This window comes from Collinsella sp. An271 (genome assembly GCF_002159695.1).
Lineage (GTDB): Bacteria > Actinomycetota > Coriobacteriia > Coriobacteriales > Coriobacteriaceae > Collinsella > Collinsella ihumii.
In genome coordinates this window covers 25921-41225 of sequence record NZ_NFJE01000007.1, presented here as the reverse complement: position 1 = coordinate 41225, position 15305 = coordinate 25921, and the positions used below count along the sequence as shown (strand labels likewise).

14 protein-coding genes and 1 other RNA gene are annotated in these 15305 nt (G+C 64.4%); 11 read left to right on the top strand and 4 right to left on the bottom strand.

Annotated elements, in window-relative coordinates:
• Nucleotides 1-162: 162 nt before the first annotated feature.
• The 4 genes from B5F74_RS07420 to gatB all read left to right on the top strand — a co-directional run bounded on the left by B5F74_RS07420 (nt 163) and on the right by gatB (nt 4057).
• A complete protein-coding gene (locus tag B5F74_RS07420; RefSeq protein WP_087201300.1) occupies nt 163-411 on the top strand; it encodes an HPr family phosphocarrier protein in 249 nt (82 codons plus the stop codon).
• 132 nt (nt 412-543) lie between these two features.
• Nucleotides 544-855, top strand: coding sequence for an Asp-tRNA(Asn)/Glu-tRNA(Gln) amidotransferase subunit GatC (gene gatC, locus B5F74_RS07415; protein ID WP_066829986.1), 312 nt, complete (start codon nt 544-546; stop codon nt 853-855).
• Nucleotides 855-2372: an Asp-tRNA(Asn)/Glu-tRNA(Gln) amidotransferase subunit GatA gene (gene gatA, locus B5F74_RS07410; RefSeq protein ID WP_087201299.1), complete on the top strand. Its 1518-nt coding sequence runs from the start codon at nt 855-857 to the stop codon at nt 2370-2372. The genes gatC and gatA overlap by 1 nt, the downstream gene beginning before the upstream one ends.
• Nucleotides 2369-4057 (top strand): Asp-tRNA(Asn)/Glu-tRNA(Gln) amidotransferase subunit GatB, encoded by a 1689-nt coding sequence (gatB, locus tag B5F74_RS07405; protein WP_087201297.1) that lies wholly within the window; start codon nt 2369-2371, stop codon nt 4055-4057. Before gatA ends, gatB begins: the two co-directional genes overlap by 4 nt.
• A 398-nt stretch (nt 4058-4455) precedes the next feature.
• Here the strand turns inward: gatB and B5F74_RS07400 are convergent, their stop codons facing one another.
• The gene (locus B5F74_RS07400; RefSeq protein ID WP_066829980.1) at nt 4456-4908 is read right to left on the bottom strand and encodes a hypothetical protein; all 453 of its coding nucleotides are present in this window, start codon (nt 4906-4908) and stop codon (nt 4456-4458) included.
• A gap of 511 nt (nt 4909-5419) precedes the next feature.
• Nucleotides 5420-5788, bottom strand: a transfer-messenger RNA (tmRNA) gene (gene ssrA, locus B5F74_RS07395).
• Between the two features lie 225 nt (nt 5789-6013).
• On the opposite strand from ssrA, the gene B5F74_RS07390 reads away from it, so the two are divergent.
• The 6 genes from B5F74_RS07390 (at nt 6014) to B5F74_RS07365 (ending at nt 12713) form a co-directional block, all read left to right on the top strand.
• A complete protein-coding gene (locus tag B5F74_RS07390) occupies nt 6014-6883 on the top strand; it encodes a patatin family protein (protein WP_087201295.1) in 870 nt (289 codons plus the stop codon).
• 226 nt (nt 6884-7109) lie between these two features.
• On the top strand, nt 7110-7553 hold the full coding sequence (rplM, locus tag B5F74_RS07385) for a 50S ribosomal protein L13 (protein ID WP_066829974.1): 444 nt from the start codon (nt 7110-7112) through the stop codon (nt 7551-7553).
• 2 nt (nt 7554-7555) lie between these two features.
• Nucleotides 7556-7951, top strand: a complete 396-nt coding sequence (gene rpsI, locus B5F74_RS07380) for a 30S ribosomal protein S9 (RefSeq protein ID WP_066829966.1) — start codon at nt 7556-7558, stop codon at nt 7949-7951.
• A 209-nt stretch (nt 7952-8160) separates the two neighbouring features.
• Nucleotides 8161-8658 carry a PTS glucose transporter subunit IIA gene (locus B5F74_RS07375; RefSeq protein WP_066829963.1) on the top strand — a complete coding sequence of 166 codons (498 nt, stop codon included), beginning with the start codon at nt 8161-8163 and terminating at the stop codon, nt 8656-8658.
• 69 nt (nt 8659-8727) lie between these two features.
• A complete protein-coding gene (gene nagB, locus B5F74_RS07370; RefSeq protein ID WP_066829960.1) occupies nt 8728-9468 on the top strand; it encodes a glucosamine-6-phosphate deaminase in 741 nt (246 codons plus the stop codon).
• Nucleotides 9469-9701: 233 nt separating this feature from the next.
• Complete coding sequence (locus tag B5F74_RS07365) at nt 9702-12713, top strand: BTAD domain-containing putative transcriptional regulator (protein ID WP_087201293.1); 3012 nt, start codon at nt 9702-9704, stop codon at nt 12711-12713.
• A 129-nt stretch (nt 12714-12842) separates the two neighbouring features.
• On the opposite strand, the gene B5F74_RS07360 is transcribed toward B5F74_RS07365, so the two are convergent.
• Nucleotides 12843-13142 carry a YhbY family RNA-binding protein gene (locus B5F74_RS07360; RefSeq protein ID WP_066829950.1) on the bottom strand — a complete coding sequence of 100 codons (300 nt, stop codon included), beginning with the start codon at nt 13140-13142 and terminating at the stop codon, nt 12843-12845.
• 275 nt (nt 13143-13417) lie between these two features.
• On the opposite strand from B5F74_RS07360, the gene B5F74_RS07355 reads away from it, so the two are divergent.
• Nucleotides 13418-14122 carry a hypothetical protein gene (locus B5F74_RS07355; RefSeq protein ID WP_087201291.1) on the top strand — a complete coding sequence of 235 codons (705 nt, stop codon included), beginning with the start codon at nt 13418-13420 and terminating at the stop codon, nt 14120-14122.
• A gap of 57 nt (nt 14123-14179) precedes the next feature.
• On the opposite strand, the gene B5F74_RS07350 is transcribed toward B5F74_RS07355, so the two are convergent.
• Nucleotides 14180-15067, bottom strand: a complete 888-nt coding sequence (locus B5F74_RS07350) for a class I SAM-dependent methyltransferase (protein WP_143753825.1) — start codon at nt 15065-15067, stop codon at nt 14180-14182.
• Nucleotides 15068-15305: the final 238 nt, after the last annotated feature.

Genomic DNA, 15305 nt, shown 5'->3' with positions numbered 1-15305 from the left:
AGCTCACCCGGACCTTTTCGGCGGAGCCGCTTCCGTACCGGGCCCGCTTATCCGGTCAAAACGACCCCGTCTCCAATTGCTGCGCCGAGCTGCCGGCAGTTGGCGTATAGTGAACAGAGGGTCAAAAGCCCGCATTGAGCTTATGAAGCAGGAGGTATCGCCATGATCAAGTTCCAGCATCTTATCGAGGCAGAAGAGGGTCTGCACGCTCGTCCGGTCGCCGATGTCGCGTACACGCTGAACAAGTGCTCGAGCGACGTCCAGATCACCTTCAACGGCAAGACGGCCTCCGGTCGCGACCTGATGGAGATGCTCGGGCTGAACGCCAACAAGGGCGACCTCATCGATGTCCTGATCGTGGGCGGCAACGAGGAGGAGACCAAGGAGGCCCTTCTGAAGGTGCTCCCGTAGGCTGTTTGCGGCAGGACTTGTCGGCCATCGGTGCCGAACAATCGTGTTACACAGGGCGCTCCATCACGGTGGAGCGCCCTGCTTGCGTATAATGGTGGACGTTCGACTACAGCTACGAAGATAGGAGTGCCCATGGCGCTCAGCAAAGACGACGTGCGCGGTATCGCCGAGTACGCGCGCATCGCCCTCGAGGGCGATGAACTCGAGCAGATGACCGCGTACCTCAACGACGCGGTGGACATGCTCGCACCGGTGCTCGAGTACGATCTGCCGGATATCGAGCCCACGTTCCATCCCATCGGCGACCTCGCCAACGTCATGCGCGAGGACGCGGAGCTGGGGCAGCGCGATCTGCCGCTCGATGTGGCGCTCGAGAACGCGGCGAGCACGCATGACCGTTTCTTCCGCGTGCCTTCGATTCTGGGAGAGGGGGGTGAGCGCTGATGCCGACGAGTTTCGATACCCTGTCTGCCGCGCGCATCGCCGCGGGCATCGCCGCGGGCGAGTTCTCCGCGCGCGAGGTGGCCGAGGCCTCGCTCGATGCCATTCAGGCTCGTGACGGGGCGGTGCAGGCGTTTTTGCAGGTGACGCCCGAGCTTGCGCTCGCCGCCGCCGACCGTATCGACGCGGCGCGCGCCGCAGGCGACGCCCTGCCGCCGCTCGCGGGCGTGCCGTTCGCCATCAAGGACAATATGAACCTGGTCGGCACGCGCACCACCTGCGCCTCGCACATGCTGGAGGGGTACGAGAGCGTGTACACGGCAACGTGCGTGCAGCGCATGCTCGATGCCGGGTGCGTGCCGGTGGGCAAGGCCAACATGGACGAGTTCGCGTTCGGCTCCTCGACGGAGAGCTCGGCGTTTCGCCCCACGAACAACCCCTGGGATGTCGAGCGCATCCCGGGCGGCTCGTCGGGCGGCTCGGCCGCCTCGGTCGCGGCGGGCGAGGTCCCGCTCGCGCTCGGCTCCGATACGGGCGGCTCCATTCGCCAGCCCGCGGCGCTGTGCGGCGTGGTGGGCATGAAGCCGACCTACGGCGCCGTCTCGCGCTACGGCGTGGTCGCCTTCGGAAGCTCGCTCGACCAGGTGGGACCCTTCGGCCGCACGGTCGAGGACGTGGCGCTCGCCATGAATGCGCTGGTGGGCGCGGGCCGCGACCCGTACGACGGGACGAGCCAGGACTGCGCGGTCGACTTCTGCGAGCATCTGCACGACGGGGTCGAGGGCCGTCGCGTGGGCATCATCCCCGCGTTCATGGAGGCCGAGGGCTTGACCGACGAGGTCCGCAGCGCCGTCGAGGGGGCTGCGCGTGCCCTCGAGGCGCAAGGGGCCAAGCTGGTCGAGGTCGACCTGCCGCATCTCGATGCCGCCATCGCCGCCTACTACGTCATCGGCCCTGCTGAGGCGTTCTCCAACCTCGCGCGCTTCGACGGCATCCGCTACGGCTACCAGGAGCCCGCCTGCCCCAACCTCGATACGCAGAGCTCGCGCTCGCGTGCCCACGGCTTTGGCGCAGAGGCCAAGCGCCGCCAGCTGCTGGGTGCCTACCTGCTGTCGAGCGGCGTGTACGACAAGTACTACTACGCGGCCCAGAAGGCCCGCACGCTCATCACGGCCGACTATGCCGCCGCCTACGAGGCGTGCGACGTCATCTTGATGCCGTCCTCCCCGCGCACCGCGTGGAAGCACGGCGAGATCTCCGATCCCACGCAGATGTATCTGTCGGACCTGTACACCATATCCATCAACATCGCCGGCAACGGCGGCGTGTCTGTGCCCTTGGGGCTGGGGGCAACCTCGAGGCTGCCGGTCGCGGCGCAGCTCGTGGGTCCGGCGTTCAAGGACCGCACCCTGCTCACGTTCGCCGCGGCGCTCGAGCGCGGCTTTGCCGATGGTCAGACGGGCGAGCCGGCGCTCTCCGTTGCGCCCGATTTCGCCGGGAAGGGGGGTGAGCTGGCATGAGGGAGCTCTCCGAGGTCCTCAAGGATTGGGAGGCCGTCATCGGCCTGGAGATCCACACCGAGCTCACGACGCTCGATACCAAGATGTTCTGCAACTGCAAGCTCTCCCATGATGACGAGCCGAACGCCAACGTGTGCCCGGTGTGTCTGGGCCTGCCGGGTGCCCTGCCCGTGCCGAACAAGAAGGCCATCGAGAGCATCGTGAAGGCGGGGCTTGCCACCAACTGCCAGATTCAGAAGCGCTCGATGTTCTATCGCAAGCACTACTTCTATCCCGACATGGCCAAGAACTTCCAGACCACGCAGGGCCCGGTCGCCTTCGCCATGCACGGTCGCCTCGATCTCGAGGTGTCCGGCCGCGGCGCCGCCGAGCGCCCCGCGTGCGCGTTCGGCGAGGCGGAGGGCTTGAGCCTCGCGAGCGCGAGCGCGAACGCCGAGGGCCTCTCGACCGCCATGGCGGCCCAGATGCGCGAGGGCGGCGAGTCGTCCGGCGGCGCGCTGTCCGCCATGAGCGGCTACGACACCGCGAACCTCGCGCTGCCCGAGCGCCATGAGGACGGCTCCTACACCGTGCCCATCCGCATTCTGCGCATCCATATGGAGGAGGACGCGGCGAAGATGGTGCACGTGGGCGGCGAGGAGGGCCGCATCGCCGCGGCAAGCGAGAGCCTCATCGACTACAACCGCTGCGGTACGCCGCTGATCGAGCTGGTTACCGAGCCCGACCTGCGCACGCCCGAGGAGGCGCGCCTGTTCATGGAGAAGCTGCGCCGCATCTTCCTCACACTCGGCATCTCCGACTGCTCCATGGAGCACGGCTCCATGCGCTGCGACGGCAACGTCTCACTGCGTCGCCGCGGCGAGACCAAGCTCGGGACCAAGACGGAGCTCAAGAACCTGAACTCCTTCAAGGCCCTGCACGACGGCCTCGCCTACGAGATCTGCCGCCAGGCCGAGGTGCTCGAGGAGGGCGGTATCATCTACCAGGAGACGCGCCATTGGGAGCCGGGCCGCAAGCGCACGGTGGTGATGCGCGTCAAGGAGACCGCCGACGACTACCGCCTGTTCCCCGACCCCGACCTGGCGCCGTTCGACCTGTCCGACGAGTTCATCGAGCACTGCCGCGCTGAGATCCCCGAGCTCCCCGATGCCAAGCGCGACCGCTACGAGGCCGATTTCGGCATCAAGCGCGCCGACGCCGAGCAGATCGCCGGCGATCCCGAGACGGCCGGCTTCTTCGAGGCGGCCGCCGCGGGCCTGTCGGGCAAGCCGGCGCAGGCCGTGGCGAACCTGATCGTGAACGAGCTCGCGGCCTACCTCAAGGGCACAGGCGCCGGCCTGGCCGAGAGCGGCATCGCGCCGGCGCAGATCGCCTCGCTCGCCAAGCTGCTCGCGGAGGACGCCATCAGCTCCAACCAGGCGCACGAGGTCTTCGGACTCATGGCCGAGTCCGGCGAGGACCCCGAGAAGATCGTGGACGAGCGCGGCATGCGCCAGGTGAGCGACGCCGGCGCGCTGCAGCCGATCGTCGACGAGGTGCTCGCGCGCTGCGCCGACCAGGCACAGCAGTACCGCGACGGCAACCAGAAGGTGCTCGGCTTCTTGGTGGGCCAGTGCATGAAGGCGAGCCGCGGCCAGGGCAATCCCAAGCTGTTCAACGAGCTGCTGCGCAAGAGCCTTTCCTGATGGGTCTCGCGGTCCGGCGCTCTCGCCGGGTTCTCATCGCTGATAGGGCGGCACCGGGATTTTCCGGTGCCGCCTTTTGCGTTCAACCGGCCCGGGCCAGGAGATGCCGTCCGGGACCCTGTCCGAGGAGGCTGAGACCTGTCCGCGAGCGCGCGTGGCTGCGCGAGGCGCTGCTTCCCCTGTATAGGAACAGCCTGATCGGGGCGAGCCGTGTGCTGAACGGGGCGGGGAAGGGTGCTCGCCTGCCGCGTGGGCGGCGTGGGTAAACATGCGCACGTGCATATCGGGGACGTCCCCGATATGCACTACAAGGTGCCATAGCAAGAAGCGGCAGCGTCGGGGTGACGCTGCCGCTTCTGACGCAAGCTGTCTTTGTGCCGTGGAGGTAGGGAACCGCCCTAGAGCGTCTCGACGGCGGCCTTGATGGAGCGGACCTCGGCCATGCGCGCGGCGGCCTCGAGGTTGCCGGTGCTCTCGATGGCGGCAAGAGAGCGGTAGATCCAGGCGTTGACGCCCTGGTGCGTGTTGGTCTTGGGCTTGACGGTGCAGGCGATGTCGTGCAGCTCGCCCAGAAGCTGGGTCTTGATGCTGCCGAGCTCCGTCACGTCGATCACGGGGTGGGCGGGCACGCCGCGCTTCTCGCTCACGTGGTCGATGAGGCCGGTCACGGTGGTCACCTGGTCGTTGCGCTGGTCATCGGTCAGGCGGTCGTTCAGGGAGGAAAGCCCGTCGATGACGACGGTGGCGGGGTGGCCGCAGGGGACGAAGTCCTCAATCTCGTCCATGGCCTGGGTAATGGTAGCGCCGAGACCGACCAGGGCACCGGCGAGCTGTGCGTTCTGTGCGTTCATGCGTGTAAACCTCCTAGGTGAGGGTTAGACAAGATGCGAGTGGGACGATAGCGTGTGCGGTAAGCGTGTTTCAAGATTTGTGAGCCATTCTTCACGTGTGTGAAGAAGCGGTTAAGTGCTCCAAGAATTGCCGTCTGCAATGAAAAGCGCAGGTCATCGATGGTGTTTGGGGTGTTGCGACCGTCATGCCCACAGTGACCGTTCGCCGAATAAACATGTTCGTTGACCGAAATTGTTCAGTGCTCAGGCGGCAAATATGCATCTTCATCTGCCTGCAAATGGGTTGGTTGGGGACGGGTTCGTTTCAACCCATCGACGGAGTGATATTCGCCATGGGCGACATCCGCGATGAGGAACAGGGCAGGTAGGGCGCCGTTTTCGCTCGCCAAAAGTAACCAAGACGGTCTAAAAACTGTCCGAATTCGCCAAAATCTAATACACGTGTTCGGTAGTCAAATACACAAAAAATGGGCTTCTACCTGCTGAAACAGGTAAAAGCCCAGTTCGCGTTTGGTGGAGGCGCGGAGAATCGAACTCCGGTCCACGAAAGCCCCCTGATCGGCATCTCCAGGCTCAGTCGCTGGTTTAGATTCGGACGCGTTGCGCGCAGCGACACGCTCGCGGCGTCCTAACCGGTTCGATCTTAGCCCGCGCCATACCGATTACGTGCGCGGGAGCGTTCCCCTCAAATGACATCGGGTCCGGGCCGGGGAACCTCCCGAGCGCGACGTGCCGCTAATTAATTAAGCAGCAAGAGCCAGCTGGGGCTCGTAAGAAGAATTCTTGTCAATTCATTTTGACGGTACCCCTGTTTAACGTGGCGAGGAGACCACGGCCTGCTTCCTCTCTCAGAGCTATCGTGTCGAAACCAGTCGCCCCCTCAACGGGAGGTCGTGGGCGGCAAGAGCCGCTCGACCTTTTCAAATAACGCACGGCCGCACAGGCTCGTGGAGTACGTATTCTACCACGCATCGGGATTCTTATGCATGGGGCGCGCGTGCGGGGCGGATGCGTGGGCGGGTTGGTCTGATACGCGTTGGGTATCTGGTTTGTGGGTAGAAGAGGGGAAACGAACGGCGGCATAGGTGGAAAAGGGGCGCGCGGAATGGATCAGCGGGCGGCAAACGCGGGCAAGACGGCGATCATCCTCGAAGGCGGCAGCTTCCGCGGGCAGTTCACGGCGGGCGTCCTCGACGTGCTGATGGAGCACAACGTCCAGCCCGATGCCTGCTATGGCGTGAGCGCGGGCGTCCTGAACGGATTGAGCTACAAGTCCCACCAGATTGGTCGTCCCAACCGCGTCAACCTCGCATTTTGCAATGATGAGCGCTATATGGGCGCCAAGTCCTTCGCGCGCAGCGGCAGCTTCATCGGCTACGACTTCATGCTGAACGACGTGCAGGACCGTCTCGATCCGTTCGACAACGAGGCCTACCTGAAGAACCCGATGCCGCTGGTGGCGGTCGCGACCGACATCGTCTTCGGGACGGCGGCGTACCTGGAGGTCAAAAACGCCGTGCTCGACATCGACGTCGTGCGCGCCACCACGTCGCTTCCGCTTATGACGCAGCCGGTCGAGATCGACGGCCATCTGTACCTCGACGGCGGCGTGGCCGATTCGGTGCCCATCGAGCACGTTCTCGAGGGCGCGGGCTACGATCGCGCGGTGGTCGTGCTCACGCAGCATCGCGCATACAAAAAGGGGCCGTATGAGATGATGGCGGCCGCCCGTGCGCGCTATGGGGAGTATCCGTATCTGCTCGACGCCATCGAGAGCAGGCATGAGCGCTACAACGAGCAGCGCGAGCATATCTGGGCCTACGAGAAGGAGGGGCGCGCGCTCGTCCTCACCCCGCCCCGTCCGGTCGAGGTGGGGCACATCGAACACGACACCGCCAAGCTGCTCGACCTGTATATCCAAGGCAGGCAGGAGGCGGCGCGCCGCCTTGACGAGATCGTGTCGTTCCTCAAGTGAGCCGGCGCGCTCGCAAGCTGGACCGCTTGAGGAACGCCCGGGGGAGCGGCTTGAGCGCCACATGGCCCTGCCGAACCGCGCCGAACCATGCGATGAACATGTGCAGAAACTCTGCGCGACGGCAAAACGCGCATTGACCCCGCATCCGGGCGCGCTATAATTCTTCAGTCATTTGCAGAGCCCCGTGAATCTCTGTTAAGACACGTACTGTACATGGAGGAGTCAAGTGATTCAGAAGTCGACTCACTACTTCAAGCAGGGCGAGGTTGCTCGCAACTGGGTCCTCGTCGATGCCGAGGGTGCTGTCCTGGGCCGTCTTGCCACTCAGATCGCCATGATCCTGCGCGGCAAGAACAAGCCTCAGTTCACCCCGAACTCTGACTGCGGTGACTTCGTGGTTGTCATCAACGCCGATAAGGTCCAGCTTACCGGCAACAAGGCCAACCAGAAGGTCTACTACCGTCACAGCGGCTACAATGGCGGTCTCAAGGCTGAGAGCTTCCGCCAGGCTATGGAGAAGCACCCCGAGCAGGTCATCGAGCGCGCCGTCCGCGGTATGCTGCCCAAGACCACTCTCGGCCGTGAGCAGCTGAAGAAGCTCAAGGTCTACGCCGGCCCCGAGCATCCGCATGCTGCACAGAACCCCACGAAGATTGAGCTGGAGGGCTAAAGATGGCTGAGAACACCGTTGTTTACTACGGCACCGGCCGTCGCAAGAACGCCGTTGCCCGCGTCCGCATCGTCCCTGGCACCGGCAAGGTGACCATCAACAAGCGTGACGCTGCTGAGTATTTCGGCCGCAAGCAGCTGGTCGAGAACGCTCTCGCTCCCTTCAAGGTCACCGACACCGCCGGTAGCTTCGACGTCATCGCCCTGTGCGACGGCGGTGGCATCACCGGTCAGTCCGGTGCTCTGCGCCTGGGCATCGCCCGCGCTCTGCTGAAGGCTGGCGACTATCGTGCCGACCTCAAGCGCGCCGGTTTCCTTACCCGCGATGCGCGCGTCGTCGAGCGCAAGAAGTACGGTCTCAAGAAGGCCCGTCGCGCTCCGCAGTTCTCCAAGCGCTAAGCTTTTTGGATTTGCATCCACAGGACAGGGCTTGCCGTTTTCGGCGAGCCCTGTTTTTATGTCCGCCGTCAGCGCAGTGCAGGTACGGGGCGCCGTATGCCTTCATGCGATTCCGAAATGGACAAAATGCTCTGTGCGGGGATTGCCCTTTGCGGTAGGATTATGTTAATAACTCAGTAGCTCTCTGGATTGTGTTGAACAGGGGGATCATGTTCAGCGAGTTTCTCAAGTCATTTGGCTTGCGAAAGCGGAATAATGTGCTCCTTTCGCCTCTAGCGGGTAAGGTAATCCCATTATCCGAAGTTAATGATCAGACGTTTGCAGCTGGCCTTTTGGGCCAAGGCGTTGCTATCGAGCCGACCGGAAACAAGGTCGTCGCTCCGTCCGATTCAAAAATCGAAGCCATTTTTCCCACGGGTCATGCGCTCGCCCTGCACACCGATGAAGGGCTCGACGTGCTGATCCATGTTGGGTTGGACACCGTCAAACTCGATGGAAAGTACTTCAACGTCAAGGCTCAGGTGGGGCAGTCCGTCAGAAAGGGCGACGTCCTGATCGAGTTCGACCGCGAGGCGATCGAGCGCGAGGGGTACGACGTGACCGCTCCCATCTTGATCTGCAACTCCGTCGAATTCTCGAGCATCCGGGGCAACGTGGGTGATACCGTCAAGGAGCTCGACACGTTGATCACCGCACGGGAGCGGTAGGGTTGTGTTCAGTCGGTCTTCCGGATGGCGGGGGATCGAGCAATAGGGGATCGAGAGAAAGGGCCCTGCATGATTACCATCGTACGCGCGCACGACTATAACGATATGAGCCGCAAAGTGGCGAATATCATCTCTGCGCAGATCATCCTCAAGCCGAATTGCGTGCTGGGCCTTGCGACCGGCTCCACCCCGATCGGCGCCTACCAGCAGCTGGTCGAGTGGTACAAGAAGGGCGATCTCGACTTCTCCCAGGTGTCCTCCTACAACCTGGACGAGTATCGCGGCCTCGCCGGAGACCATCCGCAGAGCTACCGCTACTTCATGGACACCAACCTGTTCGATCACGTGAACATCGATAAGTCGAAGACCTTCGTGCCCGATGGCATGGCCGAGGACTACGAGGCCGCCTGCGCTGCGTACGACGCGGCCGTGGCTGCTGCCGGGTATCCCGATCTCCAGCTGCTCGGCATCGGCAACAACGGCCACATCGGCTTCAACGAGCCCGACGACCACTTCTCCAGGGGCACGCATCTGGTCGACCTGACCGAGTCGACCATCGAGGCGAACAGCCGTCTGTTCGACAGCATCGACGAGGTACCGCGCCAGGCGTTCTCCATGGGCGTGCAGACTATCATGAACGCAAAGATGATCCTCGTTGCCGCCAACGGTGAGAAGAAGGCCCAGGCCGTGCACGATATGTGCTTCGGTCCGATCACCCCGAGCTGCCCGGCATCCATCCTGCAGCTTCACACCAACACGGTCCTCGTCGCCGACGAGGAGGCCCTCTCCAAGTGCGGTGAGCTCGCCTAACGCAGCGTTTCGCCCAGCGATTGCACAGCGCCCCGAACCACGGCGGTTCGGGGCGCTTTTTGTTACCGGCACCACATCTTTCGGAATTCTGAAATCAATCCGAAAGAATTCAATAAAAAATATTGCACTATGGAAACAGAGTGCTATGGTATATCTACAACAAAACAAGATATGAATGAAGATGAGCAAAAGAAGATAAGTGCATCGTCATTTGAATCACGTTGGGAGGAACCATGGCACACGAACAGGAAGAGCGGATCATCGAACAGGCAATCGACGACGGCGCGTGCGAGCGCGAGGCGCATGCCGCGTGCTCGGGGCTCATCATCAAGCGGCGGCGTCTGGTCGATCAGATCATGATGAAGCTGGGGGAGTCCGGAGCGGCGATTCTGTGCGCGCCGCCGGGATTCGGAAGGACCGCGGTCCTGCTGCAGTGCGTCTCCCATGCGCAAAACGATGCAGTGCGGCGGGAGACGCATCTGATCGATGCGGGGCGCCTTGATACCGGGCGCCTTGTGGAGCGCTTGGGCGAACTCGCCTTGCGCACCCCGTCGACGCTCAGGCCCCTTGTCGCCATCGACGACATGCCCAAAGTCGATCGGCACGGTGAGGACGCCGTCATCGACCGCCTCAATGAGCTGATGCGTCAGGGATACGAGCTGCTGCTGGTGTGCACACCTGGAAACCGCGGCTTGCCTGAGGCGCTCCCCGGCGCATGCCTCATCTCCTCTCGGGACCTTACGGTGCAGCCGCGCGAATACTCCGAGTGGGCTCGGCTCTATTCGATTTCGCGGTCGCTCGACGTCTACGAGCTGACCGGGGGCATCCCGTCTCTCGTCACGATGCTGCAGTTCTCAACGGATCGCTCCTACGGCGGCGCGCTGCTCGAGCAGGCGATCTGTGCGCTGTACCGTAAGGTCCTGAAGGAGCTGCGTCGCGAGCGCGACGCGCTATACCGCCCCGCCTGCATGATGCTGCTGCTCGGCGGCGGCACGGTGGGGGACTTCGAGCGGTGCGGGGTGAAGATCCATCGCGAGACCATGGAGCGCCTGGCGCGCGACTACCCGATGTTCGGCCTGGACGGCTCGCGGCGCACGTTCTCGTGCCTGGGGAAGGGAACCTCCGAGTACGATGACCTGCGGCGCGAGATCGCCGAGCGGCGTCCGACCTTCGCCTCGCGTGCCGCCCGGATGCTCATGAAGACGGGCAGGGTCGATGCGGCCGTGGCGCTGGCGGAGCTCGTGCTCGACGAGAAGGGCACGCTGTCGCTCGTCGGGCAGTTTCCCGTCCAGTTCGCCCTGGCGGGGCACGCGCAGTTCGTGCAGCGCGTACTGTCGACGCCGGAGCGTCTGATCGGGCGCGACATGACGACGGGGGCGCTGCTCGGCGCCTATGCGTCGGCGTTGACGCTCGGCGACTACCGCATGGCGCGCAATGCGGCAGCCGAGCTGCGCAAACGTCCGGAGCGCATCGTGCAGGACGTGGACGCGCAGACGTGGGGGAGCGCTGTCATGCTGGCGGATGCCTGGGGGAGCGTGAGCGGGACCGCGCTGCCGGATCTGGGCGGGGCGAATACTCACGAGCCAACAGGGGACGCGTTGCTGCTGAAGGAGCATGCGGAGATCTACCGTGAATTGATCGGCGGCGCCGGGAGCCCTGCATGGGACCGCGCGGAGCGCCTGATGCGCGCGGTGAAATGCGACAACGAGGTCAACATCCCGCTGCTTTTCCTGCAGGCGGACCGTTGCATGGATGCCGCCCTGCACGGTCGGGGCGTCGAGCCGCATGAGCTCGAGCGCCTGGAGCAGGGCATCAAGGTCCTGACGGCGCGGCACCTCGTTCCCGTCGCCGTGCGCATCCGGCTGGCCGCGAACATCGCGCGCCTCTACGATGGCGAGCCGCTGGTCGACGAGCGCTGCTTCGCGGAGGCGGGGACGATGGCGGTGCGCGAGTCCGATCTGATGACGCAGCTGTTCTGCCTTGCTGCCGAGGGCTGGCAGTCGTTGGCGGTCGGCCAGGCGATCAACGCGCATTTCCGTGGACAGCAGGTGCTGAAGCTCGCCGACGCGGGCCAGGTGTTCTTGCGCTCCTGGGGCACGATGCTGGAGCGCACGTCGTACTTGCGCCACACGTCGCGCATCAAGATTCGCGAGGAGGCCGAGGTCATCGATCTGTCTCAAGACGAGTGCGACACCACCGAGGCGTGGGCCGTGGCGCTGCACCTGTCGGCTGCCCAGTTCGATTCGGAGCTTTCGGCGTGGTATTCCCGCCACAAGGACGAGATGCGCCACGAGCGCTTCTGGCCCACGGCCCGTCATGCGATGGCGCTGATGGGGAGCCGTGCCGAGTCGCTGCGCCATCTGCTTCCGCGGGAGGTCTCCCAATCCGCGCGGTCCGCGACGGCGCGCAGCGTGCCGAGCGAGGCGGCGTTCGAGGTGATCGATGGCGGGCGGATTCCCGAGACCGGCGAGGTCGTCATCAACCTGTTCGGGGGATTCCATGCGGAGCGCAACGGCCATACGCTCACCGACGTGCTCTGGCGCCGCAAGAAATCCGGTGCGCTCGCCGCGCATCTGGTGCTTGCGATGGGGTCGTTCGTCAGCCGCCGCACGATCATCGACGAGCTGTGGCCGGACGCGGACTACTCGCACGGCCGGGAGAGCCTCTATGTGACACTGTCCTCGCTGCGAGCGGCCGTGAAGCAGCAGGCGGGCGGCCCTCAGTACGTGCTCACGCAAGGCGATGGCGTGGCGTTCAACGCGGAGTTCGTCTACTCCGATGTGCGGCAGTTCGATGCGCTGGCCCGCGCGGTGCTCGTCGGCAGCGAGGCCTCTTCTGCGCAGCAGGTGATCGAGACGTGCCTGAAGATCGAGCAACTCTACCGAGGTCCGCTCTATGTGCCCGACTGCGGCGATCCCACGTATTTCGTCGAGATGCGCCGCGTGTTCCTCACGAAGTTCATCGACTGCATGGTGGCCGGCATCGACAAGGCGCTGCAGATCGAGAACAACTCGTGCGCCTCCTGGCTGGTCGAGGCTGCGCTCAAGCAGGCCCCGACGCGCGAGGATGTAATCCGCCGCGCCATGACCGTGTACGATCGGTGCGGGCGGCGGCGCGAGATCGTGGAGCTCTATAACGGGCATCTGCACTTTCTGCAACATGAGCTGCAGGATTTCCCTGAGGAGGAGACGCGCGAGATGTACGAGCGCATCATCAATCGCCAGCAGCGCGTCGCGATGATTTAGGAAGGCACTTAATCAGTGCTTCCCTGGGGAAACGGGTCATAGGGGGACGGGTTCATTGCAACCCATGGCGGCACTCCGCCATGGGTTGCAATGAACCCGTCCCCCTATGACCCATCCTTGCGGAAGATGTTATGCGAGCTCGATCTTGTCGATGTCCTTGCGGGAGCTTGCGCGATACAGCGAGAAGCGGTGACCGATGATCTGGACCACGTCGGAGCCCGTCTCCCCGGCGAGAATGGAGGCAGCCTCGCGTGCCGTGAGCCCGGAGCCGTCCTGGACGGCGCACTTGATGAGCTCGTGCGCCTCGAGGCTCTCCTCGGTCTGCTCGATAAGGCCTTCGTTGATGTCGCCGCGACCGATGTAGATCTCGGGATTGAGGTGGTGGGCCAGGCTGCGGAGCTGGCGGACCTGCTTGCCGGTAAGTGCCATGAGCGGTGCTCTCTTTCTACAGAACCTATCGAATGAACGTGGTGAGGGGCACCACGCGGATATCATGCGCCGATGCGCGCTGGTACACGATATAGCACTCCTGCGACAAATGCCAGCTCTCAGCCCATTTTTGTCGCGTTTTCACGGGGAATGCGCCTGAGCGGCGCGCCGTTGCAGCCCGATAGGGGAAGGACCGGCGCGTTGTCGGTATACTGTACCGAATTGTCCGAACGCCGTGCCGTCGAGGTGCGGACCCAACGATCGAGGAGCATATCATGGCTGATTCTCCGCGCCCTGCCCGCCGCCGTCCGACCGGTGTCCATGCGCCGATCAACGCCGCCGAGGCGGCCAAGCGCGCGGCGCACGTTAGGCCGGGCGAGGAGGACGCGCTGCGGGCCGCCGCTGCCGGGACGCGGCGACCTCGTGCCGCGGGTACGCGTGCGCAGGGCCGCAGCCCTCGTGTGCTCACCTTCGCTGCCGTCGGCATCGGTGCGGCGCTGGCCCTCGTCCTCGCGTTCGTGCTCATACGGGCCATCATGGGCGCGCTACTCGCGCCCGACGCACGCGATGCCGTGGAGTCGACGCAGCCTGCGGCCGAGAATCAGGCGGTGACGATCGATGCGGACGACCTGGGCTCGGCTTCGATCGCATACGGCCGCACGGTGTATGCGGTGCGCTCGTTTGACGACGGCGTCATGCGCGTGGTGCGCAGCTCGACCGATGCCCCCGACTCGTTCGTTTCGCTGTTCGATATCTCGGGCACCCCTGTCGGCCTGGCCGTATACAACGGAACGATCTACGCTGTGGCCAACCTGGATGGCTCCTATACGGTTTGCGCCTATGTCGACGCCGACGGCTCGGTGCCCGTGCAGATCGCCGAGGAGTCGGGTACCGCGTCGGATGTGGCGCTCGACGGCTCTCAGCTCAAAATCACCTGTACGGATGGTAAGGCGTTCGAGCTCGATCTGGAAAACCGCTGATCGATTCAAGCCGCATGCGTGCGGACCGATTCCGTGCATTCCAGCCGGGTGATACTCTCATGGTTGCAGCTCGGGAGGCTCCGGTTCGCCGGTGCTCCAGGCGATGAAGGCCCACCGCGTGATGCGCTCGTGATCGAGCATGTAGCGGCCCTGAGGCCTGCCCTTTGAGCCCGGTTCCCCGGCATGGGGGTTGTCGACCATGTGCTGGGCGAGATAGGAGCGGAGCTCGTCGACACGATGCTCGTTGCCGTCTTCAAGCATGCGCGCGAAGTCGGCGACACCGTCCTCGAGCGAATCGAACGTGTCGCGCCGAGGTGAGTCGATGTAGCTCACTTCGGGCCTGAGCCCCATGCCGACGAGGATGTTGAAGGCGTAGATGTAGTCGGTACCCCGGGTGACCGATGCACCGATGGCGCGCATGATGTGCTCGTCGAGATGCGGGCTGGCGCCTGCGATCAACGTGATGCAGCAGCGCCGGCGCGCCGCGACGGTGAGCTTGGTGAGCGCGGCCTTGAGGTCGCGGGTCGCGATGGAGCGGCTGGCGATTGCGACGTCGACGGACCGGGGAGCGATCCCCGCGGCTTCCCAATCGTCATCCCAGGCAAGCTGCAGCGTATCGATGCGATCGTCCAGGCCTCCGTAGTAGCGGATGCCCTCCTGCAGCGTCTCGAGCATCCGCGAGGAGAAATCGGCGGCAACGACGTTGTGCCCCGCCTGCGCCAGCGGGATGGCGAGCGATCCCGCGCCGCACCCCATGTCGAGCACGGACTCCTGCGGGCGGATGTCTGCGAGCGCGAGGAAATCTTGGGCATACGGATGTGTCTCCCGAGGACGGAAGTGCCGAGCGCGGGCATCCCATTGCGCCGGATCGTCGGGAGTCCGACGCAGCTCCTGCCGCCTCATCCACTCCTCGTTCCAATCCGTCTCCAGCAACAAACTCCGCATCTCCCGCCCCCTTTACAAAAACGCGCGGCGCCCAAGCGCCGCGCACCATATTCAATCAAGCTCAAGAACCCTGGCACACGCCGCCATCGCGCCCGGCGCGGCGGCCGCTGCCCCGCGCCGCATGTGGCTGCGGGTTCGGCGCCATGGTAGCAGGCTTCCCGGCACATCGTCCGCCGCGAGTTCCGCACGAGCAGAAGGCGCCAGTGGCGCCTTCGTCGCGAGCAGGACTGTCCGAAGC

What these genes read in the sequence shown, in the direction of transcription:
- gatC (WP_066829986.1), top strand. Translation starts at nt 544, where the DNA reads ATGGCGCTCAGCAAAGACGACGTGCGCGGTATCGCCGAGTACGCGCGC.
- B5F74_RS07400 (WP_066829980.1), bottom strand. Translation starts at nt 4,908, where the DNA reads ATGAACGCACAGAACGCACAGCTCGCCGGTGCCCTGGTCGGTCTCGGC.
- B5F74_RS07365 (WP_087201293.1), top strand. Translation starts at nt 9,702, where the DNA reads ATGGCACACGAACAGGAAGAGCGGATCATCGAACAGGCAATCGACGAC.
- B5F74_RS07355 (WP_087201291.1), top strand. Translation starts at nt 13,418, where the DNA reads ATGGCTGATTCTCCGCGCCCTGCCCGCCGCCGTCCGACCGGTGTCCAT.
- gatB (WP_087201297.1), top strand. Translation starts at nt 2,369, where the DNA reads ATGAGGGAGCTCTCCGAGGTCCTCAAGGATTGGGAGGCCGTCATCGGC.
- rpsI (WP_066829966.1), top strand. Translation starts at nt 7,556, where the DNA reads ATGGCTGAGAACACCGTTGTTTACTACGGCACCGGCCGTCGCAAGAAC.
- gatA (WP_087201299.1), top strand. Translation starts at nt 855, where the DNA reads ATGCCGACGAGTTTCGATACCCTGTCTGCCGCGCGCATCGCCGCGGGC.
- B5F74_RS07420 (WP_087201300.1), top strand. Translation starts at nt 163, where the DNA reads ATGATCAAGTTCCAGCATCTTATCGAGGCAGAAGAGGGTCTGCACGCT.
- B5F74_RS07360 (WP_066829950.1), bottom strand. Translation starts at nt 13,142, where the DNA reads ATGGCACTTACCGGCAAGCAGGTCCGCCAGCTCCGCAGCCTGGCCCAC.
- B5F74_RS07375 (WP_066829963.1), top strand. Translation starts at nt 8,161, where the DNA reads ATGTTCAGCGAGTTTCTCAAGTCATTTGGCTTGCGAAAGCGGAATAAT.
- nagB (WP_066829960.1), top strand. Translation starts at nt 8,728, where the DNA reads ATGATTACCATCGTACGCGCGCACGACTATAACGATATGAGCCGCAAA.
- B5F74_RS07350 (WP_143753825.1), bottom strand. Translation starts at nt 15,067, where the DNA reads ATGCGGAGTTTGTTGCTGGAGACGGATTGGAACGAGGAGTGGATGAGG.
- B5F74_RS07390 (WP_087201295.1), top strand. Translation starts at nt 6,014, where the DNA reads ATGGATCAGCGGGCGGCAAACGCGGGCAAGACGGCGATCATCCTCGAA.